This window comes from Brevundimonas sp., from assembly GCF_035999125.1.
Lineage (GTDB): Bacteria > Pseudomonadota > Alphaproteobacteria > Caulobacterales > Caulobacteraceae > Brevundimonas.
Genome location: NZ_DASYGX010000010.1, coordinates 53,241 through 69,177, shown reverse-complemented (window position 1 = coordinate 69,177; position 15,937 = coordinate 53,241). Strand labels below are relative to the sequence as shown.

Sequence of the window (15,937 nt, the reverse complement as noted above, 5' to 3'; positions counted from 1 at the left end):
ATCATCGCCATGAAGGCCGACACCCACCCCGACTATCACTTCATCACCGTGACGATGACGGACGGCAGCACCTACAAGACGCGCTCGACCTATCAGAAGGAAGGCGCCGTGCTGAACCTGGACATCGATCCGCTGACGCACCCGGCGTGGACCGGCGGAAACGCCCATCTGATGGACCGCGCCGGCCGCGTGTCGAAGTTCAACAACAAGTTCGCCGGCTTCATCAAGAAGTGAGGCCTTCCGGCGCGTGTGCGCCGGGACACAAGTTCGCGACATCACGTCGCCCGAGCGCCGGTCCGGAAGGGCCGGCGCTTTCGATTCCGCCGGAACGTCGATAAGCTGACCGACGTTTCCCATATGGGGCGTGGGCGGCGCGTCAGTCCGCCCGAAAGCGTGAGACGGACCGACCGATGAATCGTCGTGAACTGGGCATGGGGGCCGCGATGGCGGCCTTGGCGGGCGTGGCCTCTCCGGCCGGGGCCCAGGCCAGGGATCCGGACGCGGTCCAGTTCTACAACACCTTCAACGACCAGCTGGCGCGCCTTCCCGCCACGATCCAGCCGGACGTGCGCGCCTTCTATGAGATGAACGGCTGGACCCCGGTCTGGACCGCGCCGCGGATGCAGGCGTTGCGCGCCGTGGCGTCGCGGGCGGAGCGACATGGCCTGGCGCAAGGCGATCATTTCGACTTCGACGCCCTGGCCGCCGATCGCGCCCGGTCCGAGATGCTGACCACCGCGGCGCTTCTGTCCTACTGCCGCGTTCTGTCAGAAGGGCGGATCCGCCCCGAGACGGTCGAGGATCTGTGGGAGATGCGGAAGAACCGCGTCGATCTGCCCACCGGCCTGAACGCGGCGCTGGGAGGAAACCAGTTGCTGGATTGGGTCGAAGGCCTGGCGCCGACGGACATCGGCTATGCCAACCTCTCGGCCGGCTATGTCCGCTATCGCCGCCTGATCCGGGACGGCGGCGGCTGGCCGACCTTCCGCCCGGGCGCGAACATCGAACCGGGCCAGAGCGACGCGCGCATCCCGATCCTGATCGACCGTCTGGTGGCCGAGGGCGACCTGGAGGCGTCGGCCGGGGTGCGGCTGAAGGCCGAGGGCGTCGTTTACGGCACGGAGCTTCAAGACGCGGTCAAGGGCTTCCAGGTGCGGCACGGCCTTTTGGGCGACGCCCGCATCGGTTCGGGCACTCAGCGGTCGCTGTCCGCCACCGCCGAGAACCGCGCGCGTCAGATCGCGCTGAACCTGGAACGCCGCCGCTGGCTGGCGCGGGACGTGCCCGACGAGCGGATCGAGGTGAACACCGCCGCGGCCATCATGGTCTATTGGAAGGACGGCAAGCCGACCCATTCCAATCGCGTGGTCGTCGGCACGCCGGAGAACCAGACACCCAGCCTGGAGAAGCCCTTCGCCTCGGTGGTGGCCAATCCGCCCTGGTACGTTCCGGCCGGGATCGCCCGCAACGAGATCCTGCCGCGCGGGCCCGGCTATCTGGCCGCCAACGACATGTACGTCCAGAACGGCACGGTCATCCAGCGGGCCGGACCGCGGGCCGCCTTGGGCTATGTGAAGTTCGAGCTGCGCGACAGCTACGCCATCTTCCTGCACGACACGCCGTCCAAGGCGGCGTTCAACAACGCCTATCGCCATCGTTCGCACGGCTGCGTGCGGGTGCAGAACGCCATCGACTTCGCCCGCCTGCTGCTGTCGCCGGACCCGACCAAGCTGGGCGAGTTCGACACCGCCTTGGACAGCCGCCGCACCACGCGGGTGACGACGGGCCGCGAGATCGGCGTTCGCCTGCTCTATTGGACAGCCTTCGTCGACGGTCAGGGCCGGGTGGCTTTCCGCGAGGACGTCTACAAGCGCGACGACAAGCTGGCGGACGCCCTGGGCATCGCGGTGAACCTGCCGGCCCCGGTCATCGACGGGCGTGCGGACGCCGACGACGTCGGGCCGTAAAGAGGTGGTTTCCTTCCCCTTCGGGGGAGGGACGGCGGCGCAGCCGCCAGGGTGGGGTGAGAACCGACGGGCCCACCCGGATCGCTTTGCGATCCTCTCTCCCCTGAAGGGGAGGGAAAGACCAGATCACCCTCTGAAAGCCGCCGCCAAGCGGTCCATCTGGCTGAGCACCGGGTTCACCGGCGCCTCCGCCTCGGCGTCGACGTACATGCGGCGGTCGAGGTGCAGGGCACGTTCGTAGAGGCGTTCGGTGCGGACGACGTGCTCGATCAGGGCGATCGGCAGCTCGGGGTGGCTGGGCTCCTCGCGCGGCTTCGGCGGCGACAGGCGATAGCGGGGAGCGCAGGCGGCTTCGGCGGTCATGTCGCCCTCACGCACCGCGCGCTGGACCAGCAGCCAGGACGCCATCTGCATCAGGCGCGTGGTCAGGGCCATGCTCTCGGACGCATAGGCCAGTGCGGTGGCGCGCGACAGCAGCTTGGACTCGCGCCGACCGTCGCCGTCCAGATAGGCCGCGACCTCCTCGACCAGCTCCATGCCCTCGCGGAAGGTGCGCTCGAACAGTTCGGAGGCGGCGAAGTCGCGCACGACGGCGGCGCGGGGGCGGCCGGGGACCGGCGATGCGGCGTCGTCAACCATGGAATCCATCAACAGCATGAGAAGGCGACGCTTTCCTGACGCACGGACGCACAGTGCCCGTCACGACGCTGCGTGCAACGGTCATGCCAGACGTTAAGGCGACGATCATTGCCCGAAGTTGAACAGGGCGTCGGCCGCCGACTTGCGCTCGGCCTTGCGCTGCATGGCGGCGCGCGTGCGGGCGATCTCGGCCTCCAGCGCCGCGATGCGTTCCTGACAGTCCTCGACCGAGTGCAGGTCCAGGTCCTCGCGTCCCAGTTCGGCCAGGGGGCCGCGGACGCGCTGGGGCTCCAAATCCTCGAACGACATGACGGCCTCCTTGGCGGCGCGTGACATAGCCCTCTATGAAGCGCCCAGGCGCGGCGCTTGGCAAGAAGTGGGGCTCGGATGCGGGCGGTCGGGATCGAAGACGGGACGGGACCGGCGGAGGCGCTGCGCCTGATCGAGGTCGCGGATCCAGTGCCCGCGCCGGGGGAAGTTCTGATCCGGGTCGCGGCGGCGGGCGTGAACCGGCCGGATCTGTTGCAGCGCACGGGCCTGTACCCGCCGCCGCCGGGGACGAGCCCGATCCTGGGTCTGGAGGTCGCGGGTACGGTGACGGCGCTGGGCGACGGGGTCGATAGGTGGCGGGTCGGGGACCGGGTCTGCGCCCTGTTGGGCGGCGGCGGCTATGCGGACCTGGCGACGGTCGACGCGCGGCACGCCCTGCCCGTGCCGGATGATCTGGACCTGATCCAGGCCGCGGGCCTGCCCGAGACCGTGCTGACGGTCTTCGCCAATGTGTTCGAGGCCGGCGCCCTGAAGCCGGGCGAGACCCTGCTGATCCACGGGGCCACCAGCGGCATCGGCGTGACCGCCATCCAGATGGCCAAGGCGCACGGCGCGCGGGTTATCGCCACATCTCGGGGCGCCGCCAAGACCGACGCGGCGCGGGCCCTGGGCGCGGACGTCAGCCTGGACGCGACGGTCGGCGATCTGGCCATCGGAATCCGCGACGCCGGCGGGACGGACGTCATTCTGGACATGGTCGGCGCGGCCTATGCGCGGCTGAACCAAGGCGCGCTGAACGCGGGAGGGCGCTGGGTGGTGATCGGAACGCAGTCCGGGCCGATGGCCGAGATCGACCTGACGCGTCTGATGCTGAAGCGGCAGGTGCTGACCGGATCGACGTTGAGATCCCGGTCGGCCGACGAGAAGGCGCGGCTCGTGGCGCAGGTTCAGGACCGGATCTGGCCCTGGGTCGTCGAGGGCCGGGTGCGCCCGCCGGTGGATGCGACCTTTCCGCTGGCGGACGCCAAAGACGCCCACCTCAGACTCGAGGCGGGCGTCCATGTCGGCAAGATCTTGCTGACGCTCGACTGAGGCTTACCAGCCGCCCCCGCCGCGCACCGGGCGCATGGAGGAAATCCGGTCGTTGAAGCCGGTGTTCCCCAGATTCCGCACGTCGCCGTCGACGACCTGGCAGCTGCCGCGGAAGTAGGCGTCGGTGCAGATCTCCCACCGGCCTCTGAGCTGCATCGAGGAGATGCGGTCGTTGAAGCCGCTGCTCGCCAGGTTCGGCACTTCGCCGTCGAAGCGCGTGGACGCACCGCGCCAGTTGGCGTCGGTGTAGACGATCGCCGAGCCGCGGCCGCCGCCGCCGCCCCAACCGCCGCCGTTGCCGCCGCCCCAGCCGCCACCGCCGCCGTTGCCGGGGCGGTCCTCATAGGTTCCGCGATGCGGACCGCAGACCAGCCTGCCGTCGTCGTTGGCGATGTTGTACGGCCCGCACTGGACCAGTTCGATGGAGGTGCCGCGCAGGCGGCCGCGCCGATCGCGGCAGTCGGCATACAGCCGGCCGCGGTTGACGTATTCCTCCTGACAGCTGTCGCGATAATCGCCGCGGGGCGCGACGCGCTGGGCGCCGGGATCCTGTATGGCGTACTCCTGGGCCTGGGCGAGCTGCGGCGCCGACAGGGCCAGCGCGGCGACGGCCGCCAATCTGACGATGGACATGGTTCCCTCCTTCACGGGGCGCATCCGCATCGGAAACGCCTTCTGGCGACCGTTGTTCATCAGTCTAGATGAACCTTGGCTGTATGGTCTCCGCAGAGTGGCGACAGGACGTCGCTTCGCCGTTCCCTTTTGGAACGAACCGGCCTATATCGAAAGCATTCCGCGCCCGGCCGAAAGGTCGGGCGCCGTCATTTCCGGCGCGCCGCCACGATCGCGGCCGCCCCGTACGGGAACCGCCATGTCCGACATCCTCATGCCCAAGGCCACCGCGGTCTGGCTGGTCGACAACACCTCGCTGACCTTCGAGCAGATCGCCGACTTCTGCGGCCTACACCCGCTGGAGGTGCGCGGCATCGCCGACGGCGACGTGGCGCGCGACATCCGCGGCGCCGACCCGCTGGTCAACGGTCAGCTGACGCGCGAGGAGCTGGACAAGGCCCAGGCCGACGAAGCCTATCGCATGAAGGCCGTGGTCAGCCGCCACGCCGAATTGCTGAAGTCGACCAAGCCCGCGCCGAAGTACACGCCGGTGTCGCGTCGCCAGGATCGGCCCGACGCCATCCTGTGGTTCGTGAAGAACCATCCCGAGGTGACCGACGCCCAGATCGCCAAGATGCTGGGCACCACAAAGGCGACGATCGAAAGCGTGCGCAACCGTACCCACTGGAACAGCGCCAACATCAAGCCGGTCGATCCGGTGACGCTGGGCCTGGTCGGCCAGTTGGCGCTGGACGACCTGGTGAAGAAGGCCGCCGAGAAGAAGGCCCGCGACGACGCCAAGTCGGGCGGCGCGACGCTGAAGTCCGCTGCAGAGGTGGATGAGGCTCCGGCCGAGCCCGAATTCGTGCCGGAAGCGGCAGAGCGCCGCGGCGCCGAGCCGACGGCGGAATCGGTGTTCGGCTCGCGCGACTGATCCAAACGAGAACGGCCCCGGGACATCCCGGGGCCGCCTGGTCTCACTTGATTTTCGGGTCGCCTATCCGGTTCGCGCCTCCTGCAGGGCGCTGATCTGTTCCTTGAGCCTGAGCTTTCGCAGCTTGAGGGCCTTCAAGTGCAGCGAGTCCGCGGAAGGATGGCCCATCTCCTGCTGGATCGCGTTCTCCAGCGAGCGGTGACGGTTTCCCAGTTCGCGAATACGAGCCTCGATGGTCATGGCTTGCGCCTCCATGTCTTAGGGACAAGAGCAGTGAGCCTCGCTATTGACGCGCTGTGGAATCACATTCCGGTGACGCTCGCCAAACGCGACGCTCATCGTCAGCCTGGACGCGAAAATGGCCGATGATGTGAACTTGACCGTATCGGACCGCCCCCGCGCTGTGGTCGGGATTTCCGGCGCGTCCGGTGTGATCTACGGCATCCGCACGCTGGACGCCCTGCGCGAACTGGGCGTCGAGAGCCATCTGGTGGTCACGCGCGCGGCGCTGATGACCCTGTCGCAGGAGACCGATCTTTCGGCCGACGACCTGATGGACCGGGCCGACGTGGCGCATCGGCTGGCCGACGTGGGGGCGACCATCGCCTCGGGCTCGTTCCGCACCTTGGGCATGATCGTGGCCCCGTGTTCGGTCAGGACCATGAGCGAGATCGCCACCGGCGTGACCTCGTCCCTGCTGACGCGCGCGGCGGACGTGACGCTGAAGGAGCGGCGCCCGCTGGTGCTGATGGTGCGCGAGACGCCGCTGCACCTGGGGCATCTGAGGACGCTGGTCTCCCTGGCCGAGATGGGCGCGGTGATCGCGCCGCCCGTGCCCGCCTTCTATGCGCGGCCGGAGGCCCTGTCGGACGTGGTCGATCAATCCGTGGGACGCGCGCTGGACGCGCTGGGCCTGGACTGGTCGGCGGTGCGGCGCTGGGAGGGGCTGAAGCCCGAATGACGGCGGCGCAGGAACTTTGGACCTGGGCCGTCGCCGCCTATGGCCGCGACGGCGTGGCCGAAACCTGCCTGTCCTTGCAGGACCGCGACGGCCAGTGCGTGCCTCTGCTGCTGTTCGGAGCCTGGGCGGCCGCGGCGGGGCGGGCGCTGGACGACGAGGCGGTGGAGGCGGCCTGCGACGTCGCCCGCGTGTGGCAGGAGCAGGCGATCGCGCCGATGCGCGCCGTGCGCCGGGCGCTGAAAGCGCCGCTGATCGACATGGAGGCGACGGCCCGCGAGGAGGTGCGACGCCAGGTCAAGGCGGTCGAACTTGAGGCGGAGAGACGTCTGCTGGACGGATTGGCGCAACTGGCCGGCACGCCCGGCGCCCCGCGCGACCCCCTGCCGGACATGGTGCGCCTGTCGCGGGCCTGGGGCGAGGCCCTGCCCCGGCCTGCCCTGGCGCGTCTGGCCGAACGCCTCGCGTCGTGAGATAAGCCGCCGCCTGCGGATGAGACGATGAACGACGAACAGGTTCCCGACGAAGTCGAGCTGGCGCTTCGGGCCCGGCTGAAGGTTCTGCAGCAGGAGCACGCCGACCTGGAGGCCTCCATCGAGGCCCTGGGTCACATGCCCATCCCGGACCAGCTGATGATCGCCCGCCTGAAACGGAAGAAGTTGACCCTGCGCGACGAGATCGTGAAGATCGAGGCTCGGATCCTGCCGGACATCATCGCCTGAAGTGGGGGCTTAGGGCTTAGGGCAGCCCCGGCGCGGGAGCACTTTAGAGCCCTAAGCCCTAAGCCCTAAGCCCTAAGCCCTACTCCCCTTCTTCCGCACCCACATCGCCGCGTCGGCCTCGGCCAGCCAGACCTCCGGGTCCTCATGCCCGGCGAAGGCGCGGACGCCGAAGGAGCCGCCGAGGATCGCGCGCTCGCCTTCCCAGCGGAACTCCTCGGCCGACAAGGCGTCGGCGAGCCGGCGGGCCTTCTCCCGCCCCTCGTCCAGCCCGGCGTTCAGCATCAAGAGGCCGAACTCGTCTCCGCCAAGACGGCCGACGGCGTCGGATTCCCGCAGATTCGCGATCAGTATCTCCGCGACGCGGACCAGGGCGGCGTCGCCCGCGGCGTGGCCCAGTCCGTCGTTGACGGACTTGAACCCGTCCAGATCGAGATACAGCAGGCAGGCTGGCGTCGTGTGGCGACGACAATAGGCCATGGCCCGGTTCATGGCCTCGACGAAGCCGCGGCGGTTCAGGGTCGGCGTCAACACGTCGTGGTCCGCCGCGGCCTCGGCCGCCTCGGCCCGGGCCCGAAGCTCTGCCACCTCGGCGCGCAGGCGTTCGACCTCGGCCAGCAGGTCGGCGTCGGACCGGACTTGGGCGGCGGACAGGGACACAGGCAGCACTCGGGAAGGACGCGACTCAGCCGGCGGCGTCCGGCTGATCCTATCCGCCCCGGTTGCGGGCGCAACGCGAAGGCCGTAAACCCCGCGCTTTCCGGGCTGGAGCCTGAAGGCTCCAGCTTTACGCGGGAGCATGATTCACGCTTCCGTCGGAACCGATCATGCTCAAGGGGGCTCCGCATGACCGCAGCGGCTCAGGTGGCCATCGTCATGGGCAGCCGGTCGGACTGGCCCACGATGAAGCGCGCGGCCGACAGCCTGGACCGACTGGGCGTAAGCTGGATCGCCCGCGTCGTCAGCGCCCACCGCACGCCCGACCGGCTGGTGACCTTCGCGCTCGGCGCCGCGACCGAGGGCTTCAAGGTCGTGATTGCCGGCGCGGGAGGGGCGGCGCACCTGCCCGGCATGGTCGCCTCCATGACCGAGCTGCCGGTGATCGGCGTGCCGGTGCAGTCCAAGACGCTGAGCGGGCTCGATTCGCTGTTGTCGATCGTCCAGATGCCCGGCGGCGTGCCTGTGGCCACGGTGGCGATCGGCGAGGCCGGGGCGACCAACGCCGGCATCCTGGCGGGACAGATTCTGGCCCTGAACGACGCCGAACTGGCCGGGCGGCTGCGGGCCTTCCGCGAGGCCCAGACCGAGGCGGTCCACGAGACGGTCGAGGACTGAGTGGACGCCCTGCCCCCCGGTTCGACCCTTGGCATCCTGGGCGGCGGCCAGCTGGGCCGCATGCTGTCGCAGGCGGCGTCGCGGCTGGGCTTCGACGTCGTGGTTCTGGATCCCGAGGACAACAGCCCGGCCGGGCGTGTGTCGCGCGGCCAGATCGTGGCGGATTATGCAGATTCGACCGCGCTCGACGTCATGGGCAAGGTTTGCCACGCGGTGACCTTCGAGTTCGAGAACGTGCCGGCGGCCTCGGTGGATCGGCTGAGGGCCGGCGGCGCCCGCGCGGCGCCGGGGCCCAAGGCGCTGGCCGCGTCCCAGGACCGGGTCGAGGAGAAGACCTTCCTGAACGGCGTCGGCGCCACGACGGTGGATTTCCACGTGGTCGACGGCGTGGGCGACCTGATCGCCGGCCTTGAGCGGCTGAGCACGCCCGCCCTGCTGAAGACCCGGCGCGAGGGCTATGACGGCAAGGGCCAGGTCTGGGTGAAGTCCGCGCGCGGCGCAGCGGCGGCCTGGGAGGCGGTGGGCGGACGCCTCAGCATTCTGGAGGCCCGGGCCCCGTTCGTGCGCGAGCTGTCGATCATCGCGGCGCGCGGCTGGGACGGATCGACCGCCGTCTATCCGCTGGGCGAGAACCGCCACGCCGGCGGCGTGTTGCGGACCACCGTGGCCCCGGCCCGCATCGACGCGAAGACCGAGAAGGCCGCCAGGCGCATCGCGCGCGCGGTGCTGGACGGTCTGGACTACGTCGGCGTGATCGGCATCGAGCTGTTCGACCTCGGCGAGGGACGGCTGCTGGTCAACGAGATCGCCCCGCGCGTGCACAACACCGGCCACTGGACCCAGGACGGCTGTGTCTGCGATCAGTTCGAACAGCACGTCCGTGCCGTCATGGGCTGGCCGCTTGGCCCCACGACGCCGCATGCCGAGGTCGAAATGACCAATCTTCTGGGCGACGACGTCGAAAAATGGGCCGCCCTTTCGACGAAGGGCGACATGCGGCTGCACCTCTACGGCAAGGCGCCCGCCCGCCCGGGACGCAAGATGGGGCACGTCAACCGCGTGCGTCCTCTGCAACAACGCGGATAAGCTTCCCCAACGGCATCTTGCGCCCAAGAAAATCCGGCGCACACTGATCTTCAACGGCCGCGACGTTCGACGGCCGAGGGAGGATCATCGATGTCTCGTCTTCTGCGCACCGCCGCGCCCGCGGCGCTGGCCGTGGCCGCCGTCTGCGGCCTGGCTTCGGCCGCCTCTGCCCAGAGCTATTCCCGTCTGGTCGTCTTCGGCGACAGCCTGAGCGACAACGGCAACCTGTACGCCGCCAGCTTCAACACCCAGCCTCCGGCCGCCTTCTATTTCAACGGCCGCTTCTCCAACGGGCCGGTGTTCACCGAACTGCTGGGCTTCAGCGCCGGTCGCGCCGCGGCCGGAGCGTCGGTGACGGGCAGCATCAACTACGCCTACGGCGGCGCGCGCACAGACGCCTCCGTCGGCCTGCCGCCCGGCATGCGGACCCAACTGACCCAGTACACGACGGCGGGCGGCACCTTCCGCGCCAACGATCTGGTCAGCGTGCTGGGCGGCGCCAACAACATCTTCCAGGGCATTCCGGCGGCTGTCCTGACCACCGGGCCCCAGGCCTTCATGCAGAACGTCGCCACCTCGGCCGCGACGGACGTCAACTTCATCGTCAACAGCGTGGCGACGGCCGGGGCCGGGACCATCCTGGTCACCAACCTGCCCAAGCTCAGCCTGACGCCGCAGTTCCGCTCCGGCCCGAACCTGGCGGCGGCGCCGCTGGCCGACTTCGCCGTCACGACCTTCAACGGCGCCCTGTCCACGGGCCTGTTCGCCACGGCGGCCGCCCGGCCGGGCACGAACATCATCCTGATGGACATCTTCAAGATCGGCGACGTGATCGCCGGCAGTCCGTCCAGCTTCGGCCTGACCAATGCGACCGACGCCTGCTTCAACCAGACCGCCCTGACGATCTGTTCGAGCCCCGGCACCTATTTCTATTGGGACGGCGTTCACCCCACCGCGGCCGGCCACGCCCTGCTGGCCACCCTGGCCGAAGACTACCTCTATTACGGCGACGCGGGCGCGAAGACGGCACTGCAAGGCGAAACCGCCCAGAGGTTCCGCGAGGACATGCTGGACCTCTCTTCCGAAGGCATGTCGAGCGCCTATGGCTGGGAGGCCGGGACCGGGCTGACGTTCGGCGCCCTGTACGACTCCACGGAGTTCGACGCGCGCGGCTTCGTGCCCAGCGCGGAGTCCCAAGGATACGGCTTCCGGGGCGGGCTGGTGTTCAGCCCGTCGGAGACCTGGCGCTGGTCGCTGGCGGCGTCGTTCCGCAACGCGGAAGTGACGTCTCCGGGGCAGACGTTCGACGTGGAGTCCTATGGCTTCGACGCGGCCGTCGGCTGGCGGTCGGGTTCGGTTTTCGCCAACCTGAGCGCCGGCGCCTCGGTCGACGACTATGAGGACATCACCCGCCAGACCACTCTGGGACCGGTGGTCCACACCGGCGAGACCCAAGGGAACAGCACGGGCGTCCGCGCCCAGGCCGGCGTCTGGTTCGGCGGCGACGACATCCGCATTTCGCCGCGCGTCGCCCTGACGTGGACCTCCAGCGAGGTCGAGGGCTATTTCGAACAGGGCGTCGCAGCCCAGTACCGCTATGAAGACCGCACCGTGCAGGCGACGACGGCCGAGGCGACGGTCCGCGCAGAAACCCGCAAGGGCGGCACGACGATCTTCGTCGAAGGCGGATACCGCGACGATCTGGACGAGGGATCCGACGCGGTCGGCACCTCGATCGCCGGCAGCCCCTCGCAGGTGCTGTACCGCGACGTGGAAGGGCCGTTCGGCGGCCACATGCTGGCCTCGGCGGGCATCGAGGGCGACTGGGCCGGGATGAAGGTGTCGTTCGGCTATCGCGGCCGGTTCGGGGATCATGCCGACAGCCACCAGGGCGGGATCCAGTTCACCATCCCCCTGCCCTAGGTTCCAAGCCACATCAGGCGACGAGGGCGCGGTCCGCACGGGCCGCGCCCTTTCGTTTGGTTCCCGGGGTGCGACCGTCCGTCGCGCCCGGCGCCTCATTGCCGTCTCACCGCGCCCTATAACGACGACCTCACCGCGCAGGGGAAACCGTCTCCCGCGCCCTACCCGTCGAACGAGACCGACAAGGAGACGCCGCACGCATGCGACGCCTTATGCCGACCGTCCGCCGCATTCTGACCCACACGGGTCAGGCCGCCGCTTTATCCGTCACCGCAATGCTGGCCATGGCCGCCGCCCCGAACGCCGATCCGGACCCCGTCGTGATCGACGCCGCCGCGGCCCCCGCCACTGCGCCCCTGGTCGCCGTGGCCGAGCCCGCCGGGCCGATCATGCGCGAGATCATGTTCCACGAGCCGGTGAAGGGTTTCGCCGTGAACTCGCGCTACGGCACGCGCCGTCTGCCGGGCGAAACCGCCCCGCGCGCCCACAAGGGCGTGGATTTCGCCGCCCCGACAGGCACCGGCGTCTTCGCCGCCGCCGAGGGCACGGTCCTGCGCACAGGCCATCAGCGCGACGGCTTCGGCAACTTCGTCGAGATCCGCCACCCCAACGGCATGACGACGCTTTACGCCCACCTCAGCCGCATCGACGTGCGGTCGGGTCAGGAGCTGTATTCCGGCGAGCGCGTGGGTCTGGTCGGATCGACCGGCTATTCCACCGGGCCGCATCTGCATTTCGAGGTGAGGCGCGACGGGGCCCACGTGAATCCGGACCGCGTCATGGGCCGCACCTTCGACGTCGTCGTCGAGGGCTGATCAGACCGTCTTGCGGCCCATGCGTCCGCTCAGCCAGCCGCCCGCGAGGATCGTCAGGATCGCCACGGCCGGGAACCAGATCGGATGGGGCAGGCTGTAGACGTTGGCGAACGTGCCGATCAGCAGCAGGCCCGTCGGAACCCAGGCATGCCATCCATGCCCGCGGGCGACCAGAGCGGCGATCCAGCCGCCCAGGAAGGCGCCGAGGCCATATCCGGGGATCACCGCGCCCAGCTTCCACGCCGGCAGGCCTTCCATATAGGCGCGCATGGCCGCCGGATCGCTCATCTTGAGGTCGGAAGGCGGAGGGTCGATCATGTGCGTGATCGTTTGCCAAACCATGACGACGACGACCGACACGACGACGCCGACGACCGCGCCGAGAATCTTCTGAAGCATCTGCTGCCCTCCCGTTCGATCCGTTGTCGTGCGGATGGTCGCGACCGTCAACGGTGGGTTGATGACGGGGAATTCATGAACTTCCACGCCCGGGCGGTTGTCAAACGTCCTTTACACCCCTAGCCTGAGCTGCAGTTAAGCCACGACGGGGAGACGGCATGTCCGCGGCATTGAAGCTGGACGGCATCGGCAAGCGCTACGGCGACTTCGAGGCGGTCCGCGACCTGAGCTTTTCGGTCGAGAAGGGCACCATCTGTGGCTTTCTGGGACCGAACGGCGCCGGCAAGACCTCGACCCTGCGGATGATCCTGGGTCTGCAGCCGCAGACCACCGGGCAGCTGGAAATCCTGGGCCAGCCCGACGGGCGGCGCGTGCGCGACCGCATCGGCTTCCTTCCGGAAGAGCGCGGTCTGTACAAGAAGATGACCCCGATCGACGCCATCGCCTTCTTCGGCGCCCTGAAGGGGCTGCCCATGGGCGAGGGCAAGCGGCGCGCGCGCACCCTGCTGAAGGAGCAGGGGCTGGAGCACGCCCAGACCAAGAAGATGAAGGAGCTGTCCAAGGGCATGGCCCAGAAGGTGCAGCTGATCGCCTCGGTCGTGCACCAGCCGGAGTTCGTGATCCTGGACGAGCCCTTTTCGGGTCTGGACCCGGTCAACCAGCAAGGGCTGGAAGCGATGATCCGGGGCCTGGCGGCGAACGGCGCGACCGTCCTGTTCTCGACCCACGTGATGCAGCACGCCGAGCGGCTGTGCGACAAGGTCGTGCTGCTGGCCCGCGGGCGGAAGGCCTTCGAAGGCACTGTGGACGAGGCCAAGGGCACGACCCGCCGCTTCCTGGAGCTGGAGGGCGAAATCGCCGAGGAGGCCGCGCGCGGCCTGCCGGGCGTGGTCGCCGTCGAGACCGTGCGCGCCGACGGCCCCGTGCGCGTGCTGAAGGCCGAACTGGCGCCCGGCGGGCGCGGACAGGAGGCGCTCAAGGCGGCCTTCCTGGGCGGGCTGGACGTGCGCCGTTTCGAGCTGCGCGAGCCGACCCTGCACGACGCCTTCATCGGCCTGACGGGCGACGACCCGAACCAGGACCAGACCGTCCGCCGCGACCAGGCTTCGGAGGCCGCCCGATGAACCGCACCCTTCTGATCGCCCGGCGCGAATACGCCGCCTATGCCAAGACCGTCGGCTTCTGGCTGTCGCTGCTGGCCTTCCCCCTGTTCGCCGTCCTGGGCGGGGCCATCCCCATTCTGATGCGGACGTCCGAGCCGGTTCGGTCGGTCGTCCTGATCGAAGAGGGCCCGGCGGCCCAAGGCCTTGCCGGATCGGTGCAGGATGCCCTGCGCCGCGACGCCGAACGCCGCGCCGAGCGGGCCGCCCAGGCCCAGGACGCCGCCGTCAAGGCGACCGGCATCCCCAAGGAGGCCGTCGAGCAGGCGCAGAAGAGCCAGGGCGCGGGGCTGCGCGAGTCCCTGAACCGCCAGCGGCTGCGCATCGTCGACGCGCCCGCCGCCGTCGCCTCGGCCGCGCCCGGTCAGGCGCAGGAGGCCGCGGTGCGCGAGCTTTTGACCGCCGACGTCGATCGCGACCAACGGATCGATTCCGTCGTCTTCCTGACCCGAGACGCCGAAGGTCGCCCCGCCGCCCGCGTCTGGACGCGCCGGGCCGCCGACGACACGGTGGAGGATTTCATCCGCGAGGCCCTGCAGGCCGCCAACCGCAGGCAGGTGTTCGAGGCCGCCGGCATCGACGGCGCCGTGGTGGCCGACACCGAGCGCTTCCGCCCAGACGTGCGGGCCTTCTCGCCCCAGTCGGCCAGCGGCGGCGAGGTGTCGTTCCGCGACCGCCTGCCGTCTGTGATCGGCCTGGCCTCGGCCTTCATCCTGTGGTCGCTGATCATCACCGGCGCCTCCATCCTGCTGAACAGCGTGATGGAGGAGAAGTCGAACAAGATCCTGGAGGTGCTGCTGTCCTCGGCCTCCGCAACGGAAATCCTGACCGGCAAGGTGCTGGGCGTGGCCCTGCTGACCCTGACCGTGCTGCTGGTCTGGGCCGGGATCGGCGCGGCGGGCCTGTTGGCCAGCTTCCCCGGCACGGCGCGCGACATCGGCGACATCGTGCTGCAGGGCGGGATGATCTGGTACTTCGTGGCTTACGCCGTCGGCGGTTATCTGATGTACGCGGTGCTGTTCGCGGCCATCGGCGCCTTCTGCGAGACGCCGCGCGACGCCCAGACGCTGATGGGGCCGATCATGATGATCCTCGTCATTCCCATCATCGTCGTGCAGATGGCCCTGCGCACGCCCGACGCGCCGCTGGTGAAGATCATGTCGTGGATCCCCTTCTTCACCCCCTTCCTGATGCCCGCCCGCGCGCCGGCGGAGCCGCCCGCCTATGAGGTGTTCGGCACCATGGCCGGCATGTTCGCCATGGCGCTGGTCATGGTCTGGATCGCGGGCCGCGCCTTCCGCGCCGGCGCCCTGTCGGACGTGAAGCTGAGCTGGAAGACCTTCGGCGGCGCCATCCGCTCGGGCGGCCGCTGACCCCATGACGGCGGGTCGGTGTTCCTGGTGCGGGACCGACCCGCTGTACGTCGCCTATCACGACGAGGAGTGGGGCGTGCCCGAGCGCGATCCCCGCGCCCTGTGGGAGAAGCTGGCGCTGGACGGCATGCAGGCGGGGCTGGCCTGGATCACCATCCTGAGAAAGCGTGAGACCCTCCGCGCCGCCTTCGACGGCTTCGATCCGGAAAAGGTCGCGCGCTATGACGACGCCGACCGCGCGCGCCTGCTGGCCGACCCCGGCATCATCCGTTCGCGCGCCAAGATCGACGCGACGATCCACGGCGCCCGCATCTGGCTTGAGATGCGCGACAAGGGCGAGGACTTCTCCGGTTGGCTGTGGTCCTTCGTCGGCGGCGCCCCGATCCAGCGCCCGCCCGGCGTGGACGGCTTCCTGGCCCAGACGCCGGAATCCGTCGCCATGGCCAAGGCGCTGAAGGCGCGCGGCTTCAAATTCTGCGGTCCGGTGATCGTCTACGCCTTCATGCAGGCCACCGGTATGGTCAACGACCACGTGGATGAGTGCTTCCGGCAGGAAGAGGTGCGGGGTTTGGGCGGCACCTGACGACATTGGCTTAAAGTGGTCGAACGGCCAGGGACAGCGCCGAACCAAACGTCACAAAAGTCGCGCTAAGCT

Annotated in this window: 20 protein-coding genes; 14 read left to right on the top strand and 6 right to left on the bottom strand. The window is 69.4% G+C overall.

Annotated features, from left to right (window positions below; genetic code table 11):
• The first annotated feature begins 9 nt into the window (after positions 1-9).
• The gene (gene rpmE, locus VGN45_RS09340) at positions 10-234 is read left to right on the top strand and encodes a 50S ribosomal protein L31 (RefSeq protein ID WP_327461833.1); all 225 of its coding nucleotides are present in this window, start codon (positions 10-12) and stop codon (positions 232-234) included.
• A gap of 176 nt (positions 235-410) precedes the next feature.
• Positions 411-1,967, top strand: a complete 1,557-nt coding sequence (locus tag VGN45_RS09335) for a L,D-transpeptidase family protein (protein ID WP_327461702.1) — start codon at positions 411-413, stop codon at positions 1,965-1,967.
• Positions 1,968-2,093: 126 nt separating this feature from the next.
• Here the strand turns inward: VGN45_RS09335 and VGN45_RS09330 are convergent, their stop codons facing one another.
• Both VGN45_RS09330 and VGN45_RS09325 read right to left on the bottom strand, forming a co-directional pair.
• Positions 2,094-2,606 (bottom strand): DUF1465 family protein, encoded by a 513-nt coding sequence (locus tag VGN45_RS09330; RefSeq protein ID WP_327461700.1) that lies wholly within the window; start codon positions 2,604-2,606, stop codon positions 2,094-2,096.
• Between the two features lie 105 nt (positions 2,607-2,711).
• Positions 2,712-2,915: a DUF1192 domain-containing protein gene (locus VGN45_RS09325; protein ID WP_125257583.1), complete on the bottom strand. Its 204-nt coding sequence runs from the start codon at positions 2,913-2,915 to the stop codon at positions 2,712-2,714.
• A 78-nt stretch (positions 2,916-2,993) separates the two neighbouring features.
• Between VGN45_RS09325 and VGN45_RS09320 the strand changes: the two genes are divergently transcribed.
• Entirely contained in the window at positions 2,994-3,968 is a 975-nt protein-coding gene (locus VGN45_RS09320; RefSeq protein WP_327461697.1) for an NAD(P)H-quinone oxidoreductase, read from the top strand.
• A gap of 3 nt (positions 3,969-3,971) precedes the next feature.
• Here the strand turns inward: VGN45_RS09320 and VGN45_RS09315 are convergent, their stop codons facing one another.
• Positions 3,972-4,601 (bottom strand): beta/gamma crystallin-related protein, encoded by a 630-nt coding sequence (locus VGN45_RS09315; protein WP_327461695.1) that lies wholly within the window; start codon positions 4,599-4,601, stop codon positions 3,972-3,974.
• A gap of 238 nt (positions 4,602-4,839) precedes the next feature.
• Here VGN45_RS09315 and VGN45_RS09310 point away from each other — a divergent pair, with 238 nt between their 5' ends.
• Positions 4,840-5,514, top strand: coding sequence for a DUF1013 domain-containing protein (locus VGN45_RS09310; RefSeq protein WP_327461693.1), 675 nt, complete (start codon positions 4,840-4,842; stop codon positions 5,512-5,514).
• Between the two features lie 63 nt (positions 5,515-5,577).
• On the opposite strand, the gene VGN45_RS09305 is transcribed toward VGN45_RS09310, so the two are convergent.
• Positions 5,578-5,754 (bottom strand): YdcH family protein, encoded by a 177-nt coding sequence (locus VGN45_RS09305; RefSeq protein WP_327461691.1) that lies wholly within the window; start codon positions 5,752-5,754, stop codon positions 5,578-5,580.
• Between the two features lie 118 nt (positions 5,755-5,872).
• Here VGN45_RS09305 and VGN45_RS09300 point away from each other — a divergent pair, with 118 nt between their 5' ends.
• From VGN45_RS09300 to VGN45_RS09290, 3 genes are read left to right on the top strand one after another with little or no spacing between them, the layout of a single operon-like run.
• Positions 5,873-6,475 (top strand): UbiX family flavin prenyltransferase, encoded by a 603-nt coding sequence (locus VGN45_RS09300; RefSeq protein WP_327461689.1) that lies wholly within the window; start codon positions 5,873-5,875, stop codon positions 6,473-6,475.
• Complete coding sequence (locus tag VGN45_RS09295) at positions 6,472-6,945, top strand: TIGR02444 family protein (protein ID WP_327461687.1); 474 nt, start codon at positions 6,472-6,474, stop codon at positions 6,943-6,945. Before VGN45_RS09300 ends, VGN45_RS09295 begins: the two co-directional genes overlap by 4 nt.
• A 27-nt stretch (positions 6,946-6,972) precedes the next feature.
• A complete protein-coding gene (locus VGN45_RS09290) occupies positions 6,973-7,194 on the top strand; it encodes a YdcH family protein (protein WP_327461685.1) in 222 nt (73 codons plus the stop codon).
• 72 nt (positions 7,195-7,266) lie between these two features.
• Here the strand turns inward: VGN45_RS09290 and VGN45_RS09285 are convergent, their stop codons facing one another.
• Positions 7,267-7,851, bottom strand: a complete 585-nt coding sequence (locus VGN45_RS09285) for a GGDEF domain-containing protein (RefSeq protein WP_327461683.1) — start codon at positions 7,849-7,851, stop codon at positions 7,267-7,269.
• A 186-nt stretch (positions 7,852-8,037) separates the two neighbouring features.
• On the opposite strand from VGN45_RS09285, the gene purE reads away from it, so the two are divergent.
• The 4 genes from purE (at position 8,038) to VGN45_RS09265 (ending at position 12,350) form a co-directional block, all read left to right on the top strand.
• Positions 8,038-8,526, top strand: a complete 489-nt coding sequence (gene purE / locus VGN45_RS09280) for a 5-(carboxyamino)imidazole ribonucleotide mutase (protein ID WP_327461681.1) — start codon at positions 8,038-8,040, stop codon at positions 8,524-8,526.
• Positions 8,527-9,612, top strand: a complete 1,086-nt coding sequence (locus VGN45_RS09275) for a 5-(carboxyamino)imidazole ribonucleotide synthase (RefSeq protein WP_327461679.1) — start codon at positions 8,527-8,529, stop codon at positions 9,610-9,612.
• A gap of 90 nt (positions 9,613-9,702) precedes the next feature.
• Complete coding sequence (locus VGN45_RS09270; RefSeq protein WP_327461677.1) at positions 9,703-11,535, top strand: SGNH/GDSL hydrolase family protein; 1,833 nt, start codon at positions 9,703-9,705, stop codon at positions 11,533-11,535.
• 200 nt (positions 11,536-11,735) lie between these two features.
• Positions 11,736-12,350 carry a M23 family metallopeptidase gene (locus VGN45_RS09265; RefSeq protein ID WP_327461675.1) on the top strand — a complete coding sequence of 205 codons (615 nt, stop codon included), beginning with the start codon at positions 11,736-11,738 and terminating at the stop codon, positions 12,348-12,350.
• On the opposite strand, the gene VGN45_RS09260 is transcribed toward VGN45_RS09265, so the two are convergent.
• A complete protein-coding gene (locus VGN45_RS09260) occupies positions 12,351-12,749 on the bottom strand; it encodes a hypothetical protein (protein ID WP_327461673.1) in 399 nt (132 codons plus the stop codon).
• 158 nt (positions 12,750-12,907) lie between these two features.
• Between VGN45_RS09260 and VGN45_RS09255 the strand changes: the two genes are divergently transcribed.
• From VGN45_RS09255 to VGN45_RS09245, 3 genes are read left to right on the top strand one after another with little or no spacing between them, the layout of a single operon-like run.
• Entirely contained in the window at positions 12,908-13,873 is a 966-nt protein-coding gene (locus tag VGN45_RS09255) for an ABC transporter ATP-binding protein (protein ID WP_327461671.1), read from the top strand.
• Positions 13,870-15,282: an ABC transporter permease gene (locus tag VGN45_RS09250; protein ID WP_327461669.1), complete on the top strand. Its 1,413-nt coding sequence runs from the start codon at positions 13,870-13,872 to the stop codon at positions 15,280-15,282. The genes VGN45_RS09255 and VGN45_RS09250 overlap by 4 nt, the downstream gene beginning before the upstream one ends.
• Before the next feature lie 4 nt (positions 15,283-15,286).
• Positions 15,287-15,865 (top strand): DNA-3-methyladenine glycosylase I, encoded by a 579-nt coding sequence (locus VGN45_RS09245; protein ID WP_327461667.1) that lies wholly within the window; start codon positions 15,287-15,289, stop codon positions 15,863-15,865.
• Positions 15,866-15,937: the final 72 nt, after the last annotated feature.

Coding starts and splice junctions, on each gene's coding strand:
- rpmE (WP_327461833.1), top strand. CDS start 10: ATGAAGGCCGACACCCACCCCGACTATCACTTCATCACCGTGACGATG.
- VGN45_RS09335 (WP_327461702.1), top strand. CDS start 411: ATGAATCGTCGTGAACTGGGCATGGGGGCCGCGATGGCGGCCTTGGCG.
- VGN45_RS09330 (WP_327461700.1), bottom strand. CDS start 2,606: ATGGTTGACGACGCCGCATCGCCGGTCCCCGGCCGCCCCCGCGCCGCC.
- VGN45_RS09325 (WP_125257583.1), bottom strand. CDS start 2,915: ATGTCGTTCGAGGATTTGGAGCCCCAGCGCGTCCGCGGCCCCCTGGCC.
- VGN45_RS09320 (WP_327461697.1), top strand. CDS start 2,994: ATGCGGGCGGTCGGGATCGAAGACGGGACGGGACCGGCGGAGGCGCTG.
- VGN45_RS09315 (WP_327461695.1), bottom strand. CDS start 4,601: ATGTCCATCGTCAGATTGGCGGCCGTCGCCGCGCTGGCCCTGTCGGCG.
- VGN45_RS09310 (WP_327461693.1), top strand. CDS start 4,840: ATGTCCGACATCCTCATGCCCAAGGCCACCGCGGTCTGGCTGGTCGAC.
- VGN45_RS09305 (WP_327461691.1), bottom strand. CDS start 5,754: ATGACCATCGAGGCTCGTATTCGCGAACTGGGAAACCGTCACCGCTCG.
- VGN45_RS09300 (WP_327461689.1), top strand. CDS start 5,873: ATGGCCGATGATGTGAACTTGACCGTATCGGACCGCCCCCGCGCTGTG.
- VGN45_RS09295 (WP_327461687.1), top strand. CDS start 6,472: ATGACGGCGGCGCAGGAACTTTGGACCTGGGCCGTCGCCGCCTATGGC.
- VGN45_RS09290 (WP_327461685.1), top strand. CDS start 6,973: ATGAACGACGAACAGGTTCCCGACGAAGTCGAGCTGGCGCTTCGGGCC.
- purE (WP_327461681.1), top strand. CDS start 8,038: ATGACCGCAGCGGCTCAGGTGGCCATCGTCATGGGCAGCCGGTCGGAC.
- VGN45_RS09270 (WP_327461677.1), top strand. CDS start 9,703: ATGTCTCGTCTTCTGCGCACCGCCGCGCCCGCGGCGCTGGCCGTGGCC.
- VGN45_RS09265 (WP_327461675.1), top strand. CDS start 11,736: ATGCGACGCCTTATGCCGACCGTCCGCCGCATTCTGACCCACACGGGT.
- VGN45_RS09260 (WP_327461673.1), bottom strand. CDS start 12,749: ATGCTTCAGAAGATTCTCGGCGCGGTCGTCGGCGTCGTCGTGTCGGTC.
- VGN45_RS09255 (WP_327461671.1), top strand. CDS start 12,908: ATGTCCGCGGCATTGAAGCTGGACGGCATCGGCAAGCGCTACGGCGAC.
- VGN45_RS09250 (WP_327461669.1), top strand. CDS start 13,870: ATGAACCGCACCCTTCTGATCGCCCGGCGCGAATACGCCGCCTATGCC.
- VGN45_RS09245 (WP_327461667.1), top strand. CDS start 15,287: ATGACGGCGGGTCGGTGTTCCTGGTGCGGGACCGACCCGCTGTACGTC.